The following is a 24,193-nucleotide window of genomic DNA, read 5'->3' as shown; positions in this document are numbered from 1 at the left end:
CCGTGGCTCGCGGCATCTGAAGGGATATTCCGCAATGGGCTGCACCCAGTCACTGATGTCGCAAGCAGCCGAACGCAAGACTCAAGTGTTCAGCGTCACCAGGATTGAATAGGGCCGCGCAGCTTGTAGGATACTCAATTTGCGAAGCTGGTTTCACAATCGAAGTCGAGCATCATCTGGCGAGCATTTTTTGAAGCTTGGTAGTGCCATATTGAAGCATCGAATTGGCGACGAGATATGCTCAAGAGATCTGCGGCAAAGTTAAAGACGTCGCGTAGATAATCGTAACCTTCGTCCGTTACTCCGGCCAACTCAGCAAACCCTCGTATGTGTCGGTCAACGGCAATGCAATCGACGCCGACTAGACATGCCATATAGTCCACGGTCTTAGGGCCGATGCCCCTAATCTCAAGAATATCCGTACGAAAGGCGTCATCCAGTAGTGCTTCACACAAGTCCAAGGTGTCTTCGACGTGAGTGTTAGCTAAGAACTGCACCAACTCATCAAATCGCGATACCTTCTCTTCATGTTGCCATTGAAGAAATCTACTGCTTCCTTGCACTTCAATAATCTTGGTTAACGCATCCAGCGTTGTCGCATGGGGGAAAATTTCGAGTATCGCCTGCACGCGCGGTCGCACAATCGTAGAATAGTTTAGACCTGCTTGGAGGACAGAGTCCGCAAGAACAGCTCCCATATGGTGATATACTGGGCGAGTTGGGACACGGGCTTTCAGGATACCCTCGCCGACAGCGTGATCCGCAATGCACCTTGCGGCATGCAAGGCTCCGTAGTGCTCACTCCGTTCTTGCATGTGTGTCCCCTATTCACATTACGCCCGCCTCGTTGAGAGCTTTAAGCCTCTCTACGCAGTTCGGGCAAGCCCCACAAGGAAATGAGCTTGATGCCTGGCAAGAGAATGTACGCCCAATCGGCACGCCTAGCTCCACGGCTTTGCGCACGACGTCACTCTTGGAACTGGTTCCGAAAGGTGCGTGAAATCTGACTGCGCCAACGCCAGCGGACAGTTCGTCGAGGCCATTCATAAACTCTGTGCTGCAATCGATTTCTTTGGCGTGATTGCTGTTTATGAAACCAGAATAGACATCAAGTATTCCAAGGGTTTGTGCGCGAGCTGCAGCGGAAGCAAAAAACAACATCGTTCGGTATGGGATATATAGATCATCATCCGCTACCTCTTCGACCCAAAGGTCCGCCTCAACAATCATCCGCGACGTTGAACCCTTGAAAACATCCGAGAGATCGATTCTCTCGGGTTCCATTACTTCTGGCGGCAGAACTTCATTGACTTTTCCCCACTCCGTCTCTGCGCAATGCTGACCGTAGTCGAAGAAAATTGGATGAACTTCAGTGCCTTGTTTGACGAGCAGGTGGCAAACAGTGGTCGAGTCCAGCCCGCCTGACACCATAGCGATTGCGCGCTTCATTGGTCGGACGCTCTAAGGTTAGACATGGCATCGAAAAGCCCATTGAGGCAGATGTCGAGGTTGTCCGAGTACGCGATACTACCCGCTACCACCATCGTGTTCGTGTTCTCCTTCAACGGATCGTATGTAATGACGGGGATGCCTGCGGCCATCGCCCATCCCATTTCAACTAAGGTGCCTGGGTCACGCTTCTCTGGCAGCGCAAATACGAGACTACACTCCTTGAGCATCGTGACGTCAGAAGTGAACATTTGGTGCATTTGCTCAAAAGTGCTGCTCTTTTTGAGTTCGCCATTCTCAAATACGGGGCGCCTGACTTTAAAGTTATGATAGGCAAGCGCCTCAAGAGCCTGATCTATGAAAGTTCGATCAACGTAAGTGAAGTCGGGAGCTGCAAAATAGATTTGGAACTTTGGGCGATCATGCCAAGGCACAACAGTCCCACTGAGTCCACGCATTTGATCGACAGAAAGCCCGAGGCTACGCCCCGCATCCCGTCTCAGGTCATCTGGGTAAGTGGTTTGGGCATAGCATGTTGCAACGCGCGCAGCTTTCCATGCCGCATCTCGAATATCGGGACCGATTAGCGACACGAAAACTGCGGAGTATACGTCCCCAACGCCAACTGAGTTGACTGTCTCCCCGAGCAATGCAGGAATCTCATCTAAAGTATTGCTCTCAAGATCGAACAAACGGCTGCCACCTCGGTTTTCTTTCAACAAAATACAATTGGGAGAAAGTGGCCGGAGGTCATCAATTAGCCGTGTAACGTCGTTTGCGGCATTCTCCAAAAAAAGATCGGACGACGTGGAGGTTATTAGCGCAAGGATACGGCCTTTGAATGCAGTCAACGCTTTCGGGTTCGACAGGTCGTATGCGATATCAAAACTGATCTCCGCTTCGTCGGCGAGTAGCTCGGCCAAAAAAGGTAAGTCAAACTTTCCGGGAAAAACTAAGCACTTGTTGAATCTCGCCAAGCTTCCGTTTTGCGCCTGAAACTCAACAGATTTTTCGTCTCTAAGAATATCTTCATAGCCCTGATGCGCAATCTCAGTCGGATCACCGATTGCCATGACATTGGGCGAGCCTTTTACATCAGCCAACCAAATGAACTCAGCGCATCCTATATGTTCTAGATACTTTTTAGCGCTTTCCAGTAAGTACGCGGGACATACTGCCGCCACGGAGAAACTCTGCTCCGCCGCCCATAAGCCACGTGCAGCGTGAACTATACCTCCCAGCCGTAATTTGCTATCTGTGTTCGCCTTGGGGAGAGTGAAGTCGACGAAAATCTCCCCTATGAGGAGCAGATGATCCTGGCCAGTCATGGTTGACGCGGTAGGAAGTCCACGTTCACCGAAGCTACGGCACCTGTAGTTGAGGCAACGACCCGTCCGTCGTAGGCAAAACCAGAATTCATGCAATCAGCAAGAAAATTGAAACGTGTTGGAAGCGCACCAACGCTTAGACCATTTGCATCCACAGCCATTAACCGACCGCGAAGTTCCAATGCTAGTGGTGTATCGGCTGGCGGCACATCTTGGTTTGCACCAAAATATTCGCACTGCTCGACCTCTTCCAAAATGCAGGTGAACGCTCTGTTGCAGCGATCTTCGCCGCTTGATCCACCGCCGCCAGCCCCACCTTTTCTGCCGGTTCCCGAGTAGTCTGAAAAACTTCCTGATCCTGTGCTGCCCATGTTAAACCTCAAATCAATATCTTGTACCTAGGTACAATCAATTCACTAGGCGATCTCCTAATGCAAGGCGCAATTTAAGGTAGTACCAATCGAAGTGCCCGTTATGGTCGAGCGTAGTTTGTTCGAGCTGCGACCTGCGCAATGCATCCGCAGCACCTACATAGTATGGCAATGGCGGCTCAGGGCTCTCATCGCAGGTTCGCAATCGTTCTGTGGGGCTAAAGATCTAACGGCCAGTCTTGTGCACATCGCAATTCTCGAGCAATAAGCATCAAACGGATGCCTATCCTTCACAAGATTTCATCTGTTTTTTCGCTTTGTTCCAAGGAACCCCTAACCTTCTGCTCAATTCGTTGACTGAAGGACAGCCTTGAAGCGCTTTTTGAACTTCAACGCTATCGAGTTGAATGGGAGGCCGTCCTGAGCGAATTGGAACTTCGCGATGCTTCAGGCCGTTGGAAAGTGTCGTTTGTTTCAACCCATGACGCTTTGCTACCTGCGCCAAGGACATATGCGCTTCATAGTCTTCGATGACGCGCTCCCATGGATCCAAGCCCAGCTGATCAAGCAGCCTCCAAAGAGACTTGCGAGAACAATAGTACCTTGCACGTAAATCTTTGAGCATTTCTATGGCATGAAAGTCTGCAACGAGATGCTTCGACGAGAATTGAAAAGGCAGCCCTGGTTTGGCTTTCAACCAGAGCGTCGCGCAGAGATCACCATTTTTTTCCAAACGAACATGACAACGTGCAACTGCCGTCGGGTCCATGTTTCGGAAAGTATCGTAGTCGTTCTTAACCATCCACATATCGCGGGTAAACTGAATGCGGCTTTGTTTTCAATTCGCTATTGCTATGTTTTTGCTGTCAAGAAGGTGCTTTTGCAATTTGGGGCAGCGTTTAAAAGATTTGACTGCCGTGCGCGCGATCAAATCTATTTGGGATAGTTGAAAAATCGACTCCATTCGCGAGGTCAATTCATGAGACACAACGATATCCCTATCGACCGAGCAAGGCACGCGCGGATCAAGTGTGAACTAGAAATCAGAGGGTTGAAGCTCACGGACCTAGCTCAACGGATCGGTGTCGGAGCCAGCGCCGTCAGCTCTGTGTCGCTTGGGAAAAGCCGTTCAGAGAAAATCGAAAAACACCTGGCTTCTGTGTTAAATCAGCCTGTTGAGGAGCTGTTTCCTGAGCGCTACGCCCAATCGGAGGTGGCTGAGGGGCAAAGCCCGGGAAGGTCGTAAATCCGAGATTCTGGAAAGGTTGTGGCGTCGCGATGGGACCCATTTGTGAGCCAGAAAGGACCGAAATCCTGTGTTTCAGGCAGAGGCCAGACAACGGTCTGCTGGGTGTGGGCTCGCCAGTTTACGCAAACTACTGAATTCGCGCATCGAGCAATCCTTAGTTGATGTCATCAATGCACTTGTCTCAGTGCTGTTCTAGCCACTTCAAAGAAAGGAGGATGACAGATGAGCCCCTAGAAAAAGCAAAGCCCCCGAGAGCTGGCACTCTCAAAGGGCTTGGTGCAAATGAATAGAACCCGTTTGCACCTCATTCATGACCCAAAATTTGTGACCCGTCAACCGCGCTGATCGTTTCAGCAGGCGGGTCGCCTTTTGTCTCCACAAATGAAGAGGAGCCGAATGGCGCGGACAAGACCCGCTGCCACGGCAAGAGATATGTCTAAAGATGACGACGACGATTTCTATCGTCCCCCCGAGCCTACCACGGCTGGGCTGATGTTTCCTGCACGTTCAAAATTCACTGTGCGCGGTTTTACCTTGGCCATGACCCCTGCCGAAATGTACTGGCGGCAGATTATTTTTGCCAGCCAACATGAGCGGGCAACCTGCCTTCTTGCGCTGGCAGATCCCAATCTTTGGAACCTGCATGATCAGCCTCGTCCCGTCAGCTACATTGACGCTGTTGGTCGACAGCGTTCGCACCGTTTTGACTACCTGGCCGAGTATCGGGACGGATCCAAGATTGCGATGGCCGTCAAACCTGCGGAACGGGTCGAAAAGCTAAACTTCCGAAGCACGCTGGCAGCTATCCGTCGTGATCTGCCGAAGGGATTTGCCGACAAAGTCTGCCTCATCACCGAGCGCAACCATCACCCAAAAGAAGTCCAAAACGCAGAGCTTTTGAACTTCTTTCGGCGCTGCCCGGACGATGAAGCCGATCTTCTAGTTGCCGAGTTTGTTTCGGGTCTCACTGACGAACTCTCGATCAGTGATCTCATAAATCCTCTGGGCCTTGGTGCGCGCGGGTTCCGCGCGGCTTTCCGAGCCATCTACGCGGGGCTTCTTAAGGCCAACACGCGTGAACTCATCTCCATCAACACAATCGTTGCCCCCGGAAAGGACATGCCATGAAAGATATCCAGTTTCAGCTTAACATTAGCCATGAAGACGCGGTGCTCGGAAAGGGTGAGCTTCACTTTGTTCAAAAGGTAGCGGACAACACCGTGACACTGCTTGCAAAGCAAGCGGGTGCTGTACCTCTGACGTTTACCCATGCGGAGCTCGCGAGTTTGCTCGAAGATGGGCATTTCTCAGTCCAATATGGCTACTTCTCCGATCGTCAGGCTGCACGCCGTGCGCGGGCTGGGCGTGCGCTGCTGTCGCGGTTGTCTCTCAAAACCCAGTTCAAGGCGTTTCTTGGCGAAGCCTGGTGTGAATCGATGAGTGAGGGTGAAGCCGAAGAGTGGTTCAACAGATCATCAAAGCGGTGGTCTGAATTTCTGCCGAAGCTGCAGGAGCGCGTACAGCAGAAGCTCCGCGATGGGCTGCTCAAAGGCATGAATGGCGAGGGGGTCGATCCCGCATTGCTCTCCTATGTGCCCGGTCGCAGCAGCATCATGAAAAAATACCGTGAGTGGGAAAAGACCAGAGATCCGATGATCTTTGTCAAAAAGTCGATCTTTAACGGTCAAAACGGAAAGCGCGTCCAGCCGCAGGTTGAAGCGATCATTCAGCTTGAGCTGTCAAACTACCTTCACCCCAACGAGATCTACCCTTCGCAAGTGTTGGAAGCCGTAAATGCTGAAGTGCGGCGAAAGAACACCGCCCTTGGCTTTGCTGGCGAAGATCTTCTTCTGGAAGCCTCCCAGAGCACGATTGAACGGCGCATCAACGAGTTGGATCGGTTTGAAGTCGAGGCCGCGCGCAATGGCGTCGCGTATGCCAAGAACAAGCTGGGCGCCCATGCGGGGGGCATCAAACTTCACGCACCATTGCTGCGTGTCGAAATGGATGAGTGGGAAATTGATCTCATGTCGATCTTGCAAGCTGCAGGGGCCGATATCACCCATCCGAGCCTGCGCGATCTCGAACTTGGCCGCTACTGGGTATGCGCCGCCATTGATGTCGCCAGCCGCTCGATACTCGGTCTCAAACTTTCGACCAAGCCAAGTGCCGAAGATGCGAAAGCAGTTGTCTGGATGGCCATGCGAGACAAGACCATGCTCGCGTCCCAGTTGGGGTGCGAAACATCCTGGTCGCAGCATGGACATGTCTGTCACGTTGTCGTCGACAACGGACCGGCCTTTGTAAACGCAGACTTCAAGGCTGCGCTTTCCGATTTGGCGATCGACTATTCCGTTCTACCTGCTGGGGTTCCCAAATTGAGGGGAGTTATCGAGCGCTTGTTCCGCTCGATGGCGACTTTGTTGATGCCTTATCTGACCGGGCGCACCTTTTCCAATCCACGAGAAAGAGGGGATTATCCATCGGAGAAATATGCGGTGCATACCGCCGAGAGTATCTTGGAGTTGCTGGTGCGGTTCACGGTCGATGTCTACCACAATCGCAATCACCGGGGATTGGAGTACGCAACACCAAACAACATGTGGGGCAAGCTGGTCACCGAGTTCGGCTGGTCTCCACCGATGAGCAAGCACAAGCTTCGTCATATCCTGGGGCTGAAATTCAATCGTGAGACTGGCCCACATGGCGTTTTGATGAACGGCGTGAACTATCATTCCAAACGTCTGGCGGAACACTTTCAAAAATACGGCCAGCAGAGTGTCGAAGTCAGTATCGATCCCGAAGATATGGGGCACATTTCTGTCTGGTTGGAGCGCGGCAAAGACAGTGGGTGGTCCACGCTGGGTGCAAGGATTGAGGGGCTCGAAGGGGTATCTTTCGCCTCCTGGGAGCGGTCAGTCTTTGAATTGCGTCAGAACAATCGCGCAGCGGCAAGCTTGACGCAGGGTGTGGTGGACCGCGCTATTCGGCGGATCAAGGAGATCGACGCTGAGCAATGCGCAGCGCGGCAGCTTGGCCCGATCAAGCTCACCAGCGATCAGATCAGACGTGCGCAGAAAGAGACGTTCTGGGGTCTGTCTTTAGGATCTGCACCGGACATTGCGTCTGACAAAAAGGCAGCAATCTCTGATCCGGACGTTGGTTTCCTTTCAGATGAAATTCCCTACCTTCCCGGTCCGCTGCCCGAGGAGGAACCTGTGCTGCCGGAGGTGAATGAAGACGAGTGGTTCTTCAGCGATGAACTGGAGGATGAAGACGGCGACCACGGCATGGCCAGAGACGCAGATCAAGGCGAGGAGGAGGACGATGAGTAAGGACCCTCAAAACTTCCGGTCTGACAAAGACATCCGCAAAACCGTGCAAAACTTGAGAACTCTCCACATCCCGCGTCCGGAATTCAACAAGCTAGACGCGCGCTTTGGCAGTCTCCTTGAGCAGCGGCGTGCTGACGATGCCGACGGTGTCGTCTTCAAAGCCAGGAGCATTATGCTGGTGGGACAGTCGGGCAGTGGCAAGACCACAGCGGTAAGACATCTTGTTCACAAATATAGGCGTTTGATGGCCACAGACCCAGGTGAGGAAATCTGTGAGTATATCGGGCTTCAGGTGCCAAGCCCGGCTACGATGAAGTTCGTTGGTGCAGCTACGCTACGGGCGCTGGGATATCCCTATGCCGGCAACAAACAAGGACCGGCGATCTGGGATCAGGTCAAGGAACAACTCAAACGTCGCCATACGCTCTTTCTGGGCTTTGACGAAGCGCAGGATTTGGCTCGATACCAAACCGAGAAAGAGCGTCAGTCCGTCGTGAACACACTTAAGTCGATGATGGAAAACTCTGTCTGGCCTGTAAGTCTGCTGCTGTCTGGGATGCCGGGTCTCAAAGATATTGTAAACCAGGATGCTCAGTTGGCACGGCGGGTTGACCCGGTGGAAATCGGTCGATCGCATTCACTGCGCGATGTCGGTCCCGTCATCAAGATCGTTCAAAAATACGCTGATCGGGCGCAGATCAATGTAGCGGCCTCGGTTAAAAACGAAGCCTTTGCCATGCGGTTGATTCACGCAGCGGACTATCAGTTTGGGCTTTTGGCCGAGATTGTTGTCCTCGCGGTTTCACATGCGCTGTTTACAGAGGGGTTCGAAGCAAATCTGGGCATTCGGCATTTTGCAGCGATCTACAGCGAAAGGAATGGAGCAGAGACCTGGATGAATGTCTTCATCGCTGAGGACTACGGTCGCATCAATCCAAGAAAGCTCCTGGACGACGGAGACGGGCCTGAAGACGGAGAAGACGCATGAAGCCCCTGCTGAACCCAATTCTCCCCTTCACAGAAGGGGAGACCCCGTCAAGCTATGTTGCTCGTTTGGCCCGGCTGTACACGAGCACGCCACGTGATTTCTGCTCGGATCTTGGAATGCGATGGCCTCATATCTGCTCAGCGCATCTGGACCAGTTGGAGACGTTGTCACTGCTAACAAGAGTGCCTCTGACTAAGCTGGAACAAGGAGCGGCCAGATTGATTGGCCCTTGCCGGTATCTCGTCGGGCTGTCATCGGCCACCAATGGTACGCTACGGCGTGCAACAATCCGCATTTGTCCGAGATGTATTCTGGAGGGCATGGAGGCTTCTGGCCTCGAGAACGCGTTTCAACTTCTCGAGTGGTTGGTGCTGCCGATCGGGACCTGTGCCAAACATGGCGTACCGTTGCTTCAGCTTCCCAACGCGTCGCATGCGCATCTCACCTATGACGTGGTTGAGCAAGTGGCGCGTCACCAGGATCTGATCTTTGAAGCCGCTCAAGACGCAACAACGCTTGGGCGATCCTCGTTTGAAACCTACCTGAGCAGTCGAATTGAGTTCGGGGTCGCTGGTGACTGGTTAGACCCGCTGGACCTGACGCATCTTTATCAGGCCGCTCTGACATTAGGCATGATACTTGCCATGGATCGCGGCGTGAGCCGCTCGGACCTGGACTTCGACCAGGAGCGTGCCGCCATGTCGGCTGGGTTTGAGGTTTTGAAGAGTGGGCCGGAAACCCTGAAATCTGAGTTGGACCGTGCCAGGCGTCGGTCTTCCTCCAAGCGGTCTTATTTCACCACAGATATGGGCGAATTCTACACCTGGCTGAAAGACACTGAAGAGGACCCGGCGACAGCAGTGCTAAGGGCTTGCGTGCAGGATTTTGTACGGGAGAACTATCCGCTGCAGACCGGCGCGAAAGTTCTGGGTACGGAAATCTCAGCACCCAAACTCATCACGCTTGAACGCGTACGTGAGCTACATGGGGTTGGCGAGGTTCGGGTGCGAGGCATTCTTGCCCATCTTCGCGGTAAAAACGCGAGCGACCTGTCAGATATGAAGGATGTCAGCCATGAGGATCTGGCTGCCGTGCTCGATTTCTGGTCTGGGTTGCAGAATATCAAATCCACCGCGACGCAGCTCAACATCCATCCGGTTCAGGTGAAGTCGCTGATCCGGCAGAATGTTCTGGAAGCCCATCGTTTTGGAACGTCTCTGCGCTACGTGACATCGAACTCTGTGCAAGCCTTAATGACCCGTTTTGAGAATCTGCGGTTAGCACCATCGACACGTCGTAGGTTGCCACTCAAGGAATTCAGCCGAAAGAGCCGGGTTCCTTTGGCACGCGTTGTCGCCGATTGGATGGCAGGTCGATTGACCGGCGTGTCGCGTGATCCAGAAGTCGAAGGTTTGGCTGGGATGCTGATCGATCAAGCTGAAGGCTTAGAAAGGCAGGAGCGTGCATTTTCTGGCGACCTGCCGCTCTTGGATGCGGCGGCACGCTTGAAAATAAATGTGATATCGATCCGGCGGTTGCGGGATGGCGGCTTTCTTAACCAAGTCACGGTGCGAAACCCGGACACGCAGCACAACCGGTGCTATATCACTGCCCAAAGCCTGCAAGCGTTTGAGGCGTGTTATGTAACACTGGGTCAAATGGCAGAGCAGTTTGAATTTGCCGCGATCCATCTGGCTCGGGCGTTGGACCGAAGAGAAATCGAGACTATCCGCTGTGAGGCCGGGTTTGTTCGCGCGTATCCGAAAGAGATACGAAATATTGTTCGGGAATTGACGATGAGGGGTTACACGTCAGACCAACCCGAAAATACCAACGACTGTTTGAACCAAGAAAAGCAAGTGGCGGAGCCAAGCTGATGCTCCGCCGTGCATACTCACCAGTAGTAGTGATGGGGTTTGCGGCTATCCGGCCAAGCAATGTCATCAGGATCAGCGCCTTTCAGGATGCCAAGCGCAAGGGCCTTGGATTTGCGTCTTGTTGGACGTGTGTGAAAGATGATGTCGTGGCCGCGCGGCCAATTGCCGAGCCACCGGACATCATCCAGGTCTTTTCCGAGACGACGGCTCAGACCCAGGCGCGAGTACCCATTCCCAGACACGGTGCGGGGACGTTTGCGTTTGTAGTGGGCCATGTTTGTGGCCTTTCATGCAGTTTCAGAACTACATGGCACCCTCCATCGGTTGCTTCTTTGGTTTTGAGCTGGGCTCGGCTTTGACATTGAACACGCAGCCGGACTGGATATCGGATTGGGTCTTCAAAATCAATGGAAGGGAATAAGACGGCTTTACATAGGAATTTGTGCATCGGGTCAGGTTACCAGAGAGGCCCTTTAGCCAGGGCGGTCTACAGGCAACGGATCGTTACAAGTATTTTATGAGCGTAGGCCGCTGTCAGTTTTTCCTAAAGGCCAACTACAAGCAATTGTTAAACTGCGAGGTGAAGAGACATGACTGATGATCGAAATGATCTTTTTGAACGGCTCAAACCAATTTGGGAGGCCGTGGTTAAGTTGGGCGAGAACGCACCCGAACTCAGTAAGAGGGCCTATCTCAATGAGTTGAGGGGCGAAGTGGACAATGCACGGACCGCTTCGTTGGGGGTCGAAAATGGTCCGGATCGGCGTGACGAAAAAGTAGCGGAGGATCCTGAGGCTCAGTTCAAGATGATTGCAGTCGCCTATGCCACCGGAGACATGGATGAGGTCGACCAGATGATAAACTACCTTGCTTTTATACGTCGTATGAAAAAACAGGGTATTTATGAATTGGGGCACTGGAGTGATGAGGACTCAGATGGGCGATGACACAATCAGAGATCGCTTCACATAGCACCCGTTCAACGATGTTCGCGGTTTGTTTTGGAGTTGCCAATCATCCGGTGGTTGCAGAAAACTGCAATTCGAGACGCGGGTCGAAGACGACCGCAGTGCGGGACAAAGTGAGCTTTCGCTGCGGCTGCGCCAGTGACCGCTATGGAGACAATGCCCGCATATCCGCGAGCCTTGCCCTCATATCGCCATGACTGTCTCTACCTCTTTCTTCGCATTTTCACTGGCGGAGTTTAGGTTTTATCCGGTGACCAGTCCGACCATCGACAACAGTGTGTCCGGCGAGCGCGACTAAGGTTTTACTATATTTGAAGCCGTGGTTCGTTAGGCGTTGCTCAATGTTGTAAGGAACCGGACGCATCGTGCGCGCAATGCCAAGCGTCCTATGACACTCCAAAAGCCCGATGTCGAACACTCCATATCTCCATAACCCAAAACGTCAGGGCCGTGCGCACGCATGGGACAATCCTTAGTGACAATTTATTGGGCTACCGGGTCAATTCCCATGGGCAATCAACCGACCAGACTATCATATTGCGCCAAAATACCATCTGAACGTGCCAATTATCTTTAGGCCTATGGTCCACTTGAAGTGACGCGTACACTAAGGGGCGACCCAAAACCTTGTTATAGGAGGCTAAAACGCCAAACCGCCTTTACCCCATGGCCAAATACATCGCGCAGGTGGCCAAATTACTAAATATTTCACCCGAGCGGATCGCGCGCCGAGCCCGGCTCACAGCAGATTTCACACGCGCCGAGCGTGTCGAGTTGACGCCTTCGCAAGTGTTCGATCTTTGGCGAGCTGTTGAAGCTGAAGCCGGTCGCCCCGATTTATCGCTCGCTTTGGGCAAACTCTTTGCACACGCGCATTTTACACCTGCGATGTTTGCGTTTTCTTGTTCGCCTGATGTTCGGACCGGCCTTCACCGCTTGTCAGTGTTCAAACCACTGATGGCACCAGTAACCCTGCAAGTCTCCGAGGAAGGTGATTACCTGCATGTCGCAATCGGATCAATAGACCCAAAAATTCAAATCCCGCCGCAAATGGTCTGGTTTGAAGCAATCTTTCTGCTGGAATGCATTCGTTGCCACACCATCAAGCATATCGTTCCGGCGCGCATAGAATTACCACTCATTGAACATCCAGGGGATGAAGTGATTTCATACTTAGGATGCGAACCTGAGAGAGGCGCACAGATTTCACTGCATCGGCAAGATGCTGATTTACTCTTGGTCACCGAGAACGAGGAAACCTGGCCAGAATTCGAGAAGCAACTTCGAGACCGAATGGCAGCACAGGAGCCGGAAGTGGTCTTCGTATCTAGGGTTAAGAACGCCTTACGCGAAATGCTGCCATCAGGAGAAGCAAGTATTGAAGCGATCTGCGAAAAGATGGCCATATCCAAACGCACCCTGCAGCGCCAATTGAGTGAAGAAGGCGAAACTTTCAAAAAGGTTCTCGCATCGACGCGCTTGGAACTGTCAATGCACTATCTGAACGAAGAAGATCTAAGCATCGAAGAAATCTCGTTTTTGTTGGCATACCGAGAGCCAAACTCATTCTATCGCGCTTTCCAACGCTGGACGGGCAAGACCCCAGCGGAAGCGAGAGGTGTGTCAAAGGTTGAACTGAATTTTCTAAATAAATGAAGTGGCGGGGTTACAACGAGGACAGCACTGTCATCAGGCTGCGCGCGACACATATCAACCTTTTCTGGGAGTTTGAGTTTGTCGGCTGATTTCATGCTCATCACATTTTCATTGTTCTTTGCCGGTGCGATCGCGGTCCCGCTGGCGACGCGGTTTGGCCTGGGGTCCGTCCTTGGTTATTTGATCGCGGGCATTGCGCTCAGCCCCATACTTGGCGCGATCGGAGCAGACCTCATCGCTCTCCAGCATTTCGCCGAGTTCGGCGTTGTAATGATGCTGTTTTTGATTGGCCTGGAAATGAACCCACGCGAGCTTTGGGCGCTTCGCAATCGAATTTTTGTACTTGGAGGCCTGCAGATCGGTCTGACGACCATGGCCTTTGCCTTGATCGCTCTCGTGCTCGGCCAGCCCTGGACCGTCTCGCTCGCTATTGGCTTGGTGCTCGCTCTCTCTTCAACGGCGATTGTCAATCAAACCCTGAAGGAGAAAGGCCTGTCACGCTCCGATGGCGGGCAGTCCAGTTTCTCTGTGCTACTCGCGCAAGACATCGCTGTGATCCCAATGCTGGCATTGGTCCCGCTTCTCGCCCTGCCGGAACTTACCGAAGCGCTTAGCCACGGTTCGGGCCACGCAGACGATCACGGCGGCTCCGGGTTCAAGATCTCTCTGGTTGAACATCTCAGCGGTTGGCAGACCGCCATCGTTACGGTCATGGCCATTGGCGGGGTGATTGTGATCGGACAATATCTCGTCACTCCCCTCTTCCGCTTTGTTGCCAGAGCGCGGCTGCGCGAGCTCTTTGTGAGCACAGCCCTCATGGTGGTGCTTGGTATCGCGCTTCTGATGACAATGGTCGGCCTCTCGCCAGCGCTTGGCACGTTCCTCGCCGGTGTTGTCCTCGCAAGCAGCGAATATCGCCACGAGATTGAAAGCGATATTGATCCGTTTCGCGGGCTGTTCCTGGGTGTGTTCTTCATGACCGTTGGCGCCGGTATGGATTTCGACCTGCTCTTTGGCAGTTTCGGATCCATTATGGGGATGACCTTTGGCCTCATCGCAGTCAAAGCCATTATCTTGCTTGTTCTGGCGCAGGTTTTCAAAATCAAGGGGAGCGACCAATGGCTCTTTGGATTGGGTCTCGCGCAAGCAGGTGAGTTTGGATTTGTTTTGCTGTCCTTCACTGTCGCAAACGCCGTCATTCCCGCCGGTGTCGCTGACACTTTGTTGTTGGTGGTTGCGCTCTCGATGCTCACGACGCCCCTCATGTTTATCGTCCATGAGCGTTTGATCGTACCGCGCTACATTTCCGGTGAGGACACCGCCTCTGATGAGATCGAAGACCACTCTGGCATTATCATTGCCGGGCATGGGCGCGTCGGTGGGATCGTCAATACGGCATTGCGTGCATCCGGCTATGAAACGACTGTTGTTGATTACAGCAGCCAGCAGTTGGAGATGCTGCGCCTTATCGACCTCAAGGTGTACTATGGAGACGCCACGCGCCACGATCTCTTGAAAGCAGCGGGAATTGACGAGGCCAAGCTTTTGATTGTTGCCATTGATGGCAAGGATCAAACCACTGAGCTCGTCCGTTATGTCTGCGAAACGCATCCGAATGTGCATGTGATTGCCCGGGCCTATGACCGCATTCATGTCTTCGATCTGTGGGACGCAGGGTGCCGCGACATCATCCGTGAAACATATGACGGCTCGATACGTACAGCGCGCTCCGCTTTGGAGGCTCTGGGGCATACCAAAGAGGCGGCAGAGCGAATGATGGCCGAGTATGACGCGTTCGAGAGAACGCGCATGTTGGAGACGGCCGAGCTCCACAAGCCAGGCGTCGCCATACATGAAAACGAGGAGATGGTCGCCAAGTATCAAGAGACGCAAAGTGAGTGGGAGGCAGAGCTTCGGGACCGCGTCCACAAGGCGAAGACAAATCAAGCGGAGTGATCCGTCCTAGTGGGCGAATCTGATGGCACCAAATGATATTGTTGGCTTTTTGGGCGCCTGCTAAAAATCGTTACGAATTCAAGCAAGTACCGAAGGAATTACCCGTGAAAGCGCTGGAAGCATTCGATAGTCTTAGTCCCACATCATGGGCCGAAACCTCAGTCGTAGATCGGCTCGCTCTTATTGTAGAGATTCAGGAGAACATTCTGAAACACTGCGACGAGCTGGGGGCTGCCGATGCAGCGATGAAGAATGAGCAAGTTGGCGCAGAAGGCACATCGCTGGCTGAGGGAATAGTCACAACCGTCAACGCGATGGGCAATACGCTCATGGGTATCCGGCATCTCTACGAGGCGCTTGTGCATGGCGAATTGCCAACGCCAATCGCGATCAAGCAATTGCCTGATGATCGCTCTGAGATTGAGGTGTTTCCGCTATACAAAAAAGACAAATTGATTGCGGGCAAAGTGAGAGGCTTCCTTCACGTGGCCGGAGAGCCAAGGCAGGTCAATCCGCTCGACAAACCCGCCGGTATCATCGCTGTATCAGGGGCAGGCAACTATAGCTCCTCTATCGAGATGGCGATGGCGCTGTTTCTGGAAAACAAAGCGGTGATCCACAAACCGCACCAGCTCAATGAAGAGTCAGACAAGGTGTGGGCGAAGATTTTTACCCCGCTCATCGAACGTGGAGCTCTTGCCTTCATCGACGGCGACCAAGGACGTGAAATGTCGGCGCTCGAGGGGCTCCACTCGATTTACTTTACCGGATCGACAGGGGTTGCTCATGCGATCCAGAACGCAGCGAGCGCTCCGCTCGTCTCAGAGTGTGGTGGCAACAACCCGTGCCTCATCGTGCCAGGGAAGTGGACCGACAAGGAAATCGAGCATTGGGCGATCCAATTGGCATCGGTCGGCAAGCTCAATGGCGGTGCGGTTTGTGGGCGACCGCAAACAATCATCACATCGAAGAACTGGCCGCAGCGCGATCAGTTCATCACGGCGCTGCGCAACGCGATCTCTGAGACAACTTTCGGAACCTCTACCTATTATCCGGGCGTTGCAAAGACCAAGGAAGCGTTCCTCGAAAACCAGCCAACCGCAGAGGTGTTAAAACCCGAAGGCGGCAATCACCCGAACAGTGACTTCGTGTTCATTCCGGGCATCGGTGAAGATGATTTTGCGGTCAGCAATGAAGCCTTCTGCCAAATCTTCAGCGAACTTCCATTGGATACGGCGAACGACGCGGGCGATTTCCTCACCAAAGCCGTGGACTTTTGCAACAATCGTCTGCTCGGCACGCTTGGCTGCATGATGCTGGTGGACAACGACACGTTCAAAGCGAACGAAGCCGCCGTTCACTCGGCCGTTCACGAACTCGACTATGGCGGTATCGCAGTCAACAATGTGCCACCCAATATCTGGCTCAATGCCTATCTGACTTGGGGCGGTTGCGGCGAGACGACAGAGGACTTCGTTTCCGGGGTTGGCAATTTCGGCAACGGTCTGAACTTTGAGAACGTCGTGAAATCAGTGATTATCGATGATTTTGGGGCGTCTGCCTTCGCATTCACGAACCGAAGGCAAGTGGACCACATGTTGGTGAACGCGTCCAAATACTCGGTCGATCAAAGCTGGGGCCGGTTCGCCAAGCTCGCAGGACAAATGGCCTTGGACAGCCTGCACGGCAAAGACTTTTGATGACAGCCCATTGATTTAGTCCGGTGGGTATTGCGCCCACCGGGATGACTAAAAATGGCGCGGTCTTTTGTTTGGCACCGCGCCCCATTTCGCCAATCCGGCGAGGCACACATAGACCATGACAGGAGATGAATATGACACAAACAATTCTAATCACAGGGTGCTCCAGCGGCATCGGGCGCATAACCGCCAAGTTCTTTCAGGAGAAGGGCTGGAACGTTGTCGCAACCGTGCGCTCCAACCCAGAAGATGATGACGAGCTGAACGCGTTAGACAATGTGTTGGTGACCGCTCTCGATGTGACCAACGAAGAGACCATCAAAAGCGCGATGGCTGAAGCGGTTGAGCGCTTCGGTAAGATCGATGTGCTTTTGAACAATGCTGGCTATGGCGCGTATGGCATATTGGAATCCACGCCCGAAAAAGCGATCCGTATGCAATTCGACGTGAACGTCATCGGTGCGCTGCTGGTCACGAAAAACGTGCTTCCCTACATGCGGGCAGCAGGTGAAGGAACCATCATCACCATCTCTTCCATGGGCGGCAAAATCACCTTCCCGCTTGGCACGCTCTATCACGGTTCAAAATTTGCCGTAGAGGGCATGATGGAATCGCTCTCCTACGAGCTTGAGTCTATAGGAATCAAAGTGAAGCTGATCGAGCCAGGAATGATCAATACCAACTTTGCTGAAACAACTGGATCAATGATTAACTATGACCGGGAGCAGGCTGAGTATGGTCCCTTCATGGACAAGGCGCTCGCCGCTATGCAAGCCGCTGGCTCACAAGGATCTGACCCCATTCTGGTGGCAGAAACGATCATGCAGGCCGCCACAGATGGCAGCGATCAATTGCGCTACATCGCAGGCCCGGATGCCGAGCAGGTAATCGCAGCCCGTAAGGCAATGGATGACGCTGAATACCTTGCTATGATGAAAGGACAACTGGGGCTTTAACTTAATCGTGAGCGGCCGCCCCAAACCGCTTTTCCCACCTACTTACAGCGCGCGCCCACAGAGTCCACTATCGATGCTGGACACTTAGATCATTCCCCCAGACGACTTTAGCGGACGTTTGGTGACTTTGCAGCATCGGTTAAAGTGGGCTCGCAGCAGTCATTCGCTGCGTCCTAAACGAACAACGGATTACGGGGTCCAAGTGTCTGGTTCAATGGAAACTTCGACAGCTAAACGGAAATTGCGCTGCAAACAAAATCAGCAGCGAGGTTCGCTTTTTCCAATTAACCGAACTTGCCAGTTAGACTTCCCATCCAGGAGCGCAGACAACAGCCGCTGTAAATTTCCAGTTGTCACCGGAACGTCTTGCAACGTAATGCGCATCTATCATCTCGATTAACGATCCGTCTTTTCTAAGACGAGCCAATGATTTAACATCGACTATCGCCATTTTTTCAGCGCACGTTCTGGCAGTTACTTCATCTACTTCCGTGTGGCTAAATCCATCCGCCTCCAGACCAGCAAAAACCTTTTGAAGCAGAGCCACAAAGGCATCATGGTCTGAAATGGCTATATCCAGATCCGGTAGCGCATAGAACGCAGGTTCGGAGAAGCACTGAGCGACACCTTGGAAATCACGCCCATTCCAAGCGATCAGATATTTGCCAAAAAGCTCTTCAATTTCTTTTTGAGGCTGGTGCAATTGCGACATGTCTCAGCGCTCCTTACCTGAAGCGGACGATAAAGAGGAACGCAGCATCCGTCAAAATGGGCTCTCCTGACATCTTCGCCGCAGCTTCAATGAATGGCGGCTACCGGTATTGGGTCAGAAATGCTTGATGTTTGGGTCAGATTTGAATGACGCGATTCACTGATTTGTTTAGGTTTTGGCCGTCGATTGAGTCAGGAATCAGTGACGTTCCACAGTGCTTGTTGAACGTCACACGAACCTGACCCAACCGTCACAGTTGGACCAGAAATTCAGTTAACGTTCGACATCGGAAGGCGCCCCCATCGTTGGATATCAGTTGAATTTGATCTTTGAGTCATCAACTAACACGCCGCCCCGATTTCATACTCCCGCAGACATTATGGTTTGATCTGACATCCATATCGGAAAATCAGAGCTGATTTGTAGGTCAGACAGCGAAGCTGCCTGTTCCTGCTAATCTGCCACGTGGCGAACGCGGGAGGGGGCGAGGCAACGCTATTCGATAGGGGTGGTGCGGCCCGCAGGCACAGCCGAGGACACGGCCTGTCTAATAGGGTTACCCTAGGGGGAGGGCAGCGCCCTCACCCTGACGGCCAGGGGCGTTTGGCTTGTCCAAATCCCGCTGGCCCACGAAAGGAATGAGGCGTGAAGGATGATAGCCACCATTGACGATCATTAAATTCCCTTAATAGCGAAAAGTGACATTCGGCCCATTGCGGCCGTTCGCCCGTGTCTCAGTTCGTTGCGGCGCGGCCCCTCAAACCGGCCATTCGCTGCGCTCGCAAAATCAGATGATGGAAGAAATCACAGCGCGGAAAAAGCTCCCGTTCCAATTTATTTTCAGCTGCTTTCTAGGCCCCAAAACACAAACGCCTGAACGATCAAAGTTTCTTTCATCCGATAGGTTGCTGCCATTTTTATCTTGGCTATCTGCCCGGCTTCGAGAGGACCAGTAACTAAATTTGGGATGTCTTGCGTTGCCTCAGCCGTAAAATCCAACTCCGTCGCCGTGACACCGGGTTTGACCCATATCTCGGTAGGGGAAAGTGTCAGCTTTGCAAACTCTCCAGCACCTTGAAAGTAATTTATTAACTCATCGCGTCCACGAAACTGCTTTCGGGGGTTAGCAAATGACGCGTTCGTATCGTAAAAGGTGTCCACCAATTCGACAAATCGCGCTTGGTTAGGAATGTCGTAGTATCTGTGCCAAAAAGATTCATCGACTGCCATCATTGTCTCATTCCGTTTCCAATCACTATGAGAAACTATGTCATTCAGAGTGTGGGACGTCGAGAACGTCCCGCAGTGCGTCAATAAAGCCCTGTGAAACACGGGCTTCCTGCTGCCATCGGAGCAACCGCGGCATTTTGGAGATCAGACCAGCTTGCACGGATTAGGGCGGCCCAGAGCTGACTTATTATACGGCGTTTGAATGCTGCGGCCGCATCCCACTTGCCCGCAGCTATCAGTTGCCACGACCTCGGTTTATTGCCGCATTTGGTGATGCACATGAGGCCTTCGTAGCGTTTTGGGGCTTTATGTTTTTTGCGGAGATCCCAAGCGACTTCACGATCTGCGGCATAGCTCTGATTTTGGGGTAGGACTGCTTGTTTTGAATTAGGGCAGTTGAAGTGTGCGTTCCGTCTGAGAATAATTTCATACCATATGCGAATGCAGGTGATCTTACAGCGTGTCATTGTATTCCATCAACAACAGGTGGAAATCCTTGAACGCGTGGATGATCCGGGTCAGCGCGGAACCAACAGGTCCTTTGTTTGTCAGACTCTGCGGTCGCCCCTTAAGCTGAAGTTCCACAAAACAAATTTCTTCTTGTGACTGGCTGACGAAAATCGCACCGTCGTAACGCGTTTGGATTCTAAAACAATAAGGTGGCTTACATGGCAGGAAAATTTGAAATTTACGAAGACAAAGCCGGAGAATACCGTTTCCGGCTAAAGGCGGGAAATGGAGAGATCATTCTGGCCAGTGAAGGGTATGTCCAAAAGGCCAGCGCCGAAAACGGCGTCGCATCGGTAAAAACAAACGCTCCGAACGACGATAGGTATGAGCGGAAGGAAACCAAATCCGGTGGCCATATGTTCAACCTGAAAGCCAGCAATGGCCAGGTTATCGGGACCAGCGAAAGCTATACAAGTGCATCCGGACGCGACAACGGCATCGAATCCGTCAAGCGCAACGCCCCTGATGCGCGGATCGAAGACCTGACCTGACTTAGACTCGTCCTTGATCGCGCTAACGACCGAGGCTAGCCAAGTTTCACGGTGGCGCGAAGTCGCGACGCCGATGCCTTATTAACAGGTTTTCCAACCGACATTGCATCAATGCGTTTTCTGAAATTCCTCTCGCACGTTCATTTTCTGTTCATTTTTTGAATATGCGCGCTTCATTTGCACGCGCCATATTGCCCTACTGGAGTTAAGAAAACACTGGTTCCCGCGAAGGGCCGATGGGCAAAGGAACATTTGTGTCGGGGAATGGATGTAGGACCAAGCGCTGGCCGGGGGCAATCTGTCACGCGGTCTGCGTCATACTTCTGACTTGTATTCTATGCGTCGGGTTGGGGCACGTCGGCACGGCCGAGGCGCAAACTGCAAGCTTTCGCTCGGTGGATACGAACGCGGATGGTGTTCTGAGTTTTGATGAGCTTGTCGCCGCCTTTGGGACGGCGGGGGCAAGAAAATTGCTTCAGGATATAGATCGCAACGCAGACAATCGCATCACGATCATGGAACTGCGTGGTGGACGGGACAACGGGAAGGACAGTCAAGACAACCGAGGCACGCGTGAGACCGACGCGGGTAATCGGGGCGAGCGGGAAAACGAAGACGGAGACAACGGTGAGCGCGATAGAGATGACGGTGGCCATGATGACCGCGATGACGGCGACGATGATGATAAGGATGACGATTGATCTAGGCCCGTCGCGTTCATCTGTCATTCATCTGATCACACGCCGTAGTTTCATCCGGTTTTGCGATTTTTCTCACATGGCGCTGGCAAAACGAAAGCATCGAACAGCCAGTCACGGAGTTAAGCATGACACAGTTTCCCCAAACCTCTCCTTTTGCCTGCGACATTGCAAAATGGGCCTTTACCACCCGCAGGGTCGATCGATCCGACGTGCGCGGACTTTCCACGCGGATGGACGCCGCAAAGGCGGGTGATCTGATCCTGTGCGAGATTGCTGAGATCGGGCACCACAAGAAAATCCAATTGGCCGAGCGCCGCGCTTCGGCCAGTTATCCGGGCGATTTCGTCGTCCTTTGCCTGGGGGATCGCTATGCGCCAGATCAGTTTCTGGCCACTGCAATCATTGATGACGATCTGATTGATCTGGTGGCAGGCGGCGGCGTCGCCGGGCGGGTGGACGCGGCCCATGTCCGTATGGAAGACCCCACCCGGCTGAAACCTCTCGGCCTTCTGACGACTGCGGAGGGGCGGGTGATCAACGTGGCAGATTATGCTCTGCCCAGCCTGCCATCCAATGAAAAGGTCACTGTCATCGGTGTTTTTGGCGCATCAATGAACTCTGGCAAAACAACCGCCGCGTCGAGCCTTGGGCACGGCCTGATGCGGTCGGGCTTTACCGTGGCCGGGATCAAAGCCACCGGAACCGGCGCCTTTGGCGACTTCAACAGTTTTGAGGACGGCGGCGCTCCGGCTCTGGATTTCACGGATGTTGGGATGGCCACTACTTACCGTATGCCCCTGGCGCAGATCGAAGCCGGCTTTGACACGCTGGTTGCCACCGCCGCCGCGCGCGGGGCCGAGGTTGTGGTGGTTGAAATTGCCGATGGTGTGTTCCAACAGGAAACCCGGGCCATCCTGCAATCCTCGCGCATTCGCGACCGTCTGGATGGCATCTTATTCGCTGCCCCAGATGCGCTGAGCGCTCTTGGCGGTGTGACCGTTTTGGATCAGGCGGGTCTCAGCCCCTTTGCGATTTCGGGGATGGTCAGTTGCTCGCCTCTGGCCGCTGCCGAAGCCATCGAGGTCACGGGCCGCCCGATCCTGTCGCGCGAAGACCTGTGGTCGCCCGAGATCATCACCCGGCATGTCGTGCCGCTGATGCGCCGTGCACCTGAAGATGTGGCCGCATGAAACTCCTCCCCGGATTGGCCACAAGGGACCGCATCATCGATGCGGTCCTGGTGGTGTCCAGCAGCATCCTGCAGGCGGGCGCATTGGCCGTTGCCGCCTTTGCCACCCGGGATGCGTTCGCAACACTGCACGGTGGCAATGTCCTGGCCGTGGAAACCGTCGCGCAACTGGCAATGGCAGGCGTCGTCGCGGCGCTGTGTCTGCTAATATCGCAATACCGCGCCGAGGCGTTGGGCCAGAGCTACGCGATCTCGCTGCGTCAGGTTCTGTATCGGAAGATCGCCCGCCTACCGAAATCCCGCCACGAAGAACGTCGGCTGGGGGCTTTGTCTCTGCGTTTCGTTGGAGATCTTTCGGCCGCCCGCCTCTGGTTTGGTCGCGGTCTGCCTGATGTGTGGTCTGCTACCATAGTGATCCCAGGCGCTGCCGCCATTCTTTATGTGCTGAGCCCGGCGCTTGCGATCAGCGGCGTATCTGCGCTGGGGTTCTCTGTTGCGGTGATGGCGGCCTTGGCGTGGCATCTGGGACGTCGGCATCGAAATCTGCGCAGTCGCCGGGCAAATATCGCAATTTCAATGATCGAACGGATCGCGATTGCGCCGGAACTGGACCTAATGGGCCGCACCGGTCGAGAGCTGCGCAGGTTGAACGCTCAAGGCGCATCGCTTCGCAGCGATGCTCTGGCGCGCAGGGGGCGAACCGCCAGTCTTCAGGCAACGCTGCAGATGGGTGTAGCCTTTGCCGGTCTTCTGATGCTCTGGCAAGCCAGCCAAACCGGCATAGCGCCAGCCACGGTTGCTGCCTGTCTTTCGGTCATTGCGCTGGTCGCCCATCCGCTGCAGAGGCTCGCCGGGGCATGGGACCAGTATTGCGCGTGGCGTGTGGCGCGCGAAAAGGCCGAGAGGCTGCTGTCGGAACCCGAGGTGCTGCGGAAAGCGACGCCCTGCACCGGCCCCATTGCAATCGAAATCACCGGAGAAGTTGATCAGACGCCCATCGCGTTCATGGCTGGACATAGCGCCGTCTCGACTCTGACAGGTAAACACGCGTTGACCATCGCGCGGTGTATCGCGGGGCTCGACCGGCGCGCGGGGATCAACGTGCGCTTCAGCAGGCAGGACAAGGCCCCCAAAGTGGCCTTTGTCGGAAATGATCATATCGGCCTTCAGGGCAGTTTGCGCCGGTCGGCAAGCCTAATGTGCCGGAAGCGGCCTGGCGACAGGAGGATATCAGAGGTCATGCGGCGCTTTGGCTTGTCTGATCTGCTGTCTGCGCCGCGCGGTCTTGATCAGCGCCTGGCAGAAAACGGCAATGGGTTGTTGCCGCATCAGACATTGCGGCTGGACTTGACCCGCGCCGTTCTTGGCAAGGCAGATGTCATTGTCATCGCCTCGGTGCGGTGGGAATTGTGCAAATCCCATCAGGCTGACTTGCTTGCGACGCTGCGGGCTCTGTCCGGTGCTACGATCATATTGGTCGAAGAAACCATCCCTCTTAATCTGGAAGAGAACTCAAAGGTCGTCTGA

Annotated in this window: 23 protein-coding genes; 14 read left to right on the top strand and 9 right to left on the bottom strand. The window is 53.7% G+C overall.

Annotation, left to right across the window (positions count from 1 at the left end; all coding sequences use genetic code 11):
• Positions 1–134: 134 nt before the first annotated feature.
• The 5 genes from ACR0KX_RS19600 to ACR0KX_RS19580 form a co-directional block, all read right to left on the bottom strand.
• Entirely contained in the window at positions 135–815 is a 681-nt protein-coding gene (locus tag ACR0KX_RS19600; RefSeq protein WP_480708718.1) for an HhH-GDP family DNA glycosylase, read from the bottom strand.
• A 13-nt stretch (positions 816–828) separates the two neighbouring features.
• A complete protein-coding gene (locus ACR0KX_RS19595) occupies positions 829–1,449 on the bottom strand; it encodes a 7-cyano-7-deazaguanine synthase (RefSeq protein WP_480708717.1) in 621 nt (206 codons plus the stop codon).
• Complete coding sequence (locus tag ACR0KX_RS19590) at positions 1,446–2,777, bottom strand: nucleoside 2-deoxyribosyltransferase (RefSeq protein ID WP_480708716.1); 1,332 nt, start codon at positions 2,775–2,777, stop codon at positions 1,446–1,448. The genes ACR0KX_RS19595 and ACR0KX_RS19590 overlap by 4 nt, the downstream gene beginning before the upstream one ends.
• Positions 2,774–3,148 (bottom strand): hypothetical protein, encoded by a 375-nt coding sequence (locus ACR0KX_RS19585; protein ID WP_480708715.1) that lies wholly within the window; start codon positions 3,146–3,148, stop codon positions 2,774–2,776. The genes ACR0KX_RS19590 and ACR0KX_RS19585 overlap by 4 nt, the downstream gene beginning before the upstream one ends.
• 283 nt (positions 3,149–3,431) lie before the next feature.
• The gene (locus ACR0KX_RS19580; protein ID WP_480708714.1) at positions 3,432–3,950 is read right to left on the bottom strand and encodes a hypothetical protein; all 519 of its coding nucleotides are present in this window, start codon (positions 3,948–3,950) and stop codon (positions 3,432–3,434) included.
• Between the two features lie 177 nt (positions 3,951–4,127).
• Here ACR0KX_RS19580 and ACR0KX_RS19575 point away from each other — a divergent pair, with 177 nt between their 5' ends.
• The 5 genes from ACR0KX_RS19575 to ACR0KX_RS19555 all read left to right on the top strand — a co-directional run bounded on the left by ACR0KX_RS19575 (position 4,128) and on the right by ACR0KX_RS19555 (position 10,597).
• Positions 4,128–4,394: a helix-turn-helix domain-containing protein gene (locus ACR0KX_RS19575; RefSeq protein ID WP_480497426.1), complete on the top strand. Its 267-nt coding sequence runs from the start codon at positions 4,128–4,130 to the stop codon at positions 4,392–4,394.
• Between the two features lie 435 nt (positions 4,395–4,829).
• Entirely contained in the window at positions 4,830–5,525 is a 696-nt protein-coding gene (locus ACR0KX_RS19570; RefSeq protein WP_480708713.1) for a hypothetical protein, read from the top strand.
• The gene (locus tag ACR0KX_RS19565; RefSeq protein WP_480708712.1) at positions 5,522–7,732 is read left to right on the top strand and encodes a Mu transposase C-terminal domain-containing protein; all 2,211 of its coding nucleotides are present in this window, start codon (positions 5,522–5,524) and stop codon (positions 7,730–7,732) included. The genes ACR0KX_RS19570 and ACR0KX_RS19565 overlap by 4 nt, the downstream gene beginning before the upstream one ends.
• Positions 7,725–8,720, top strand: a complete 996-nt coding sequence (locus tag ACR0KX_RS19560) for a TniB family NTP-binding protein (protein WP_480708711.1) — start codon at positions 7,725–7,727, stop codon at positions 8,718–8,720. The genes ACR0KX_RS19565 and ACR0KX_RS19560 overlap by 8 nt, the downstream gene beginning before the upstream one ends.
• On the top strand, positions 8,717–10,597 hold the full coding sequence (locus tag ACR0KX_RS19555; RefSeq protein WP_480708710.1) for a TniQ family protein: 1,881 nt from the start codon (positions 8,717–8,719) through the stop codon (positions 10,595–10,597). The genes ACR0KX_RS19560 and ACR0KX_RS19555 overlap by 4 nt, the downstream gene beginning before the upstream one ends.
• Before the next feature lie 17 nt (positions 10,598–10,614).
• On the opposite strand, the gene ACR0KX_RS19550 is transcribed toward ACR0KX_RS19555, so the two are convergent.
• Complete coding sequence (locus ACR0KX_RS19550) at positions 10,615–10,872, bottom strand: hypothetical protein (RefSeq protein ID WP_480547279.1); 258 nt, start codon at positions 10,870–10,872, stop codon at positions 10,615–10,617.
• A 315-nt stretch (positions 10,873–11,187) separates the two neighbouring features.
• Between ACR0KX_RS19550 and ACR0KX_RS19545 the strand changes: the two genes are divergently transcribed.
• The 5 genes from ACR0KX_RS19545 to ACR0KX_RS19525 all read left to right on the top strand — a co-directional run bounded on the left by ACR0KX_RS19545 (position 11,188) and on the right by ACR0KX_RS19525 (position 17,833).
• Positions 11,188–11,544 (top strand): hypothetical protein, encoded by a 357-nt coding sequence (locus tag ACR0KX_RS19545; RefSeq protein WP_480708709.1) that lies wholly within the window; start codon positions 11,188–11,190, stop codon positions 11,542–11,544.
• A 687-nt stretch (positions 11,545–12,231) separates the two neighbouring features.
• The gene (locus ACR0KX_RS19540; RefSeq protein ID WP_170400869.1) at positions 12,232–13,221 is read left to right on the top strand and encodes a helix-turn-helix domain-containing protein; all 990 of its coding nucleotides are present in this window, start codon (positions 12,232–12,234) and stop codon (positions 13,219–13,221) included.
• 78 nt (positions 13,222–13,299) lie between these two features.
• Positions 13,300–15,177: a cation:proton antiporter domain-containing protein gene (locus ACR0KX_RS19535; RefSeq protein WP_480708708.1), complete on the top strand. Its 1,878-nt coding sequence runs from the start codon at positions 13,300–13,302 to the stop codon at positions 15,175–15,177.
• Positions 15,178–15,281: 104 nt separating this feature from the next.
• Positions 15,282–16,877 (top strand): aldehyde dehydrogenase family protein, encoded by a 1,596-nt coding sequence (locus ACR0KX_RS19530; protein ID WP_480708707.1) that lies wholly within the window; start codon positions 15,282–15,284, stop codon positions 16,875–16,877.
• Positions 16,878–17,011: 134 nt separating this feature from the next.
• Positions 17,012–17,833, top strand: a complete 822-nt coding sequence (locus tag ACR0KX_RS19525; protein WP_480708706.1) for an SDR family oxidoreductase — start codon at positions 17,012–17,014, stop codon at positions 17,831–17,833.
• Positions 17,834–18,134: 301 nt separating this feature from the next.
• Here the strand turns inward: ACR0KX_RS19525 and ACR0KX_RS19520 are convergent, their stop codons facing one another.
• The 3 genes from ACR0KX_RS19520 to ACR0KX_RS19510 all read right to left on the bottom strand — a co-directional run bounded on the left by ACR0KX_RS19520 (position 18,135) and on the right by ACR0KX_RS19510 (position 20,360).
• Complete coding sequence (locus ACR0KX_RS19520) at positions 18,135–18,545, bottom strand: DUF6841 family protein (RefSeq protein WP_480708705.1); 411 nt, start codon at positions 18,543–18,545, stop codon at positions 18,135–18,137.
• Between the two features lie 840 nt (positions 18,546–19,385).
• Positions 19,386–19,775, bottom strand: a complete 390-nt coding sequence (locus ACR0KX_RS19515; RefSeq protein WP_480627439.1) for a nuclear transport factor 2 family protein — start codon at positions 19,773–19,775, stop codon at positions 19,386–19,388.
• A gap of 453 nt (positions 19,776–20,228) precedes the next feature.
• Positions 20,229–20,360, bottom strand: coding sequence for a hypothetical protein (locus ACR0KX_RS19510; RefSeq protein WP_480708704.1), 132 nt, complete (start codon positions 20,358–20,360; stop codon positions 20,229–20,231).
• 83 nt (positions 20,361–20,443) lie between these two features.
• On the opposite strand from ACR0KX_RS19510, the gene ACR0KX_RS19505 reads away from it, so the two are divergent.
• The 4 genes from ACR0KX_RS19505 (at position 20,444) to ACR0KX_RS19490 (ending at position 24,193) form a co-directional block, all read left to right on the top strand.
• Positions 20,444–20,776, top strand: a complete 333-nt coding sequence (locus tag ACR0KX_RS19505) for a YegP family protein (protein WP_480516711.1) — start codon at positions 20,444–20,446, stop codon at positions 20,774–20,776.
• Between the two features lie 236 nt (positions 20,777–21,012).
• Positions 21,013–21,477: an EF-hand domain-containing protein gene (locus ACR0KX_RS19500; RefSeq protein ID WP_480708703.1), complete on the top strand. Its 465-nt coding sequence runs from the start codon at positions 21,013–21,015 to the stop codon at positions 21,475–21,477.
• Positions 21,478–21,602: 125 nt separating this feature from the next.
• Positions 21,603–22,667, top strand: coding sequence for a DUF1611 domain-containing protein (locus tag ACR0KX_RS19495; RefSeq protein WP_170623121.1), 1,065 nt, complete (start codon positions 21,603–21,605; stop codon positions 22,665–22,667).
• Positions 22,664–24,193, top strand: coding sequence for an ABC transporter ATP-binding protein (locus tag ACR0KX_RS19490; RefSeq protein ID WP_170623123.1), 1,530 nt, complete (start codon positions 22,664–22,666; stop codon positions 24,191–24,193). Before ACR0KX_RS19495 ends, ACR0KX_RS19490 begins: the two co-directional genes overlap by 4 nt.

It is taken from the genome of Ruegeria sp. BG5 (assembly GCF_056538425.1).
This window is presented reverse-complemented; position numbering and strand designations above follow the sequence as displayed.

What these genes read in the sequence shown, in the direction of transcription:
- ACR0KX_RS19600 (WP_480708718.1), bottom strand. Translation starts at nt 815, where the DNA reads ATGCAAGAACGGAGTGAGCACTACGGAGCCTTGCATGCCGCAAGGTGC.
- ACR0KX_RS19595 (WP_480708717.1), bottom strand. Translation starts at nt 1,449, where the DNA reads ATGAAGCGCGCAATCGCTATGGTGTCAGGCGGGCTGGACTCGACCACT.
- ACR0KX_RS19590 (WP_480708716.1), bottom strand. Translation starts at nt 2,777, where the DNA reads ATGACTGGCCAGGATCATCTGCTCCTCATAGGGGAGATTTTCGTCGAC.
- ACR0KX_RS19585 (WP_480708715.1), bottom strand. Translation starts at nt 3,148, where the DNA reads ATGGGCAGCACAGGATCAGGAAGTTTTTCAGACTACTCGGGAACCGGC.
- ACR0KX_RS19580 (WP_480708714.1), bottom strand. Translation starts at nt 3,950, where the DNA reads ATGGTTAAGAACGACTACGATACTTTCCGAAACATGGACCCGACGGCA.
- ACR0KX_RS19575 (WP_480497426.1), top strand. Translation starts at nt 4,128, where the DNA reads ATGAGACACAACGATATCCCTATCGACCGAGCAAGGCACGCGCGGATC.
- ACR0KX_RS19570 (WP_480708713.1), top strand. Translation starts at nt 4,830, where the DNA reads ATGTCTAAAGATGACGACGACGATTTCTATCGTCCCCCCGAGCCTACC.
- ACR0KX_RS19565 (WP_480708712.1), top strand. Translation starts at nt 5,522, where the DNA reads ATGAAAGATATCCAGTTTCAGCTTAACATTAGCCATGAAGACGCGGTG.
- ACR0KX_RS19560 (WP_480708711.1), top strand. Translation starts at nt 7,725, where the DNA reads ATGAGTAAGGACCCTCAAAACTTCCGGTCTGACAAAGACATCCGCAAA.
- ACR0KX_RS19555 (WP_480708710.1), top strand. Translation starts at nt 8,717, where the DNA reads ATGAAGCCCCTGCTGAACCCAATTCTCCCCTTCACAGAAGGGGAGACC.
- ACR0KX_RS19550 (WP_480547279.1), bottom strand. Translation starts at nt 10,872, where the DNA reads ATGGCCCACTACAAACGCAAACGTCCCCGCACCGTGTCTGGGAATGGG.
- ACR0KX_RS19545 (WP_480708709.1), top strand. Translation starts at nt 11,188, where the DNA reads ATGACTGATGATCGAAATGATCTTTTTGAACGGCTCAAACCAATTTGG.
- ACR0KX_RS19540 (WP_170400869.1), top strand. Translation starts at nt 12,232, where the DNA reads ATGGCCAAATACATCGCGCAGGTGGCCAAATTACTAAATATTTCACCC.
- ACR0KX_RS19525 (WP_480708706.1), top strand. Translation starts at nt 17,012, where the DNA reads ATGACACAAACAATTCTAATCACAGGGTGCTCCAGCGGCATCGGGCGC.
- ACR0KX_RS19520 (WP_480708705.1), bottom strand. Translation starts at nt 18,545, where the DNA reads ATGTCGCAATTGCACCAGCCTCAAAAAGAAATTGAAGAGCTTTTTGGC.
- ACR0KX_RS19515 (WP_480627439.1), bottom strand. Translation starts at nt 19,775, where the DNA reads ATGGCAGTCGATGAATCTTTTTGGCACAGATACTACGACATTCCTAAC.
- ACR0KX_RS19505 (WP_480516711.1), top strand. Translation starts at nt 20,444, where the DNA reads ATGGCAGGAAAATTTGAAATTTACGAAGACAAAGCCGGAGAATACCGT.
- ACR0KX_RS19500 (WP_480708703.1), top strand. Translation starts at nt 21,013, where the DNA reads ATGGGCAAAGGAACATTTGTGTCGGGGAATGGATGTAGGACCAAGCGC.
- ACR0KX_RS19495 (WP_170623121.1), top strand. Translation starts at nt 21,603, where the DNA reads ATGACACAGTTTCCCCAAACCTCTCCTTTTGCCTGCGACATTGCAAAA.
- ACR0KX_RS19490 (WP_170623123.1), top strand. Translation starts at nt 22,664, where the DNA reads ATGAAACTCCTCCCCGGATTGGCCACAAGGGACCGCATCATCGATGCG.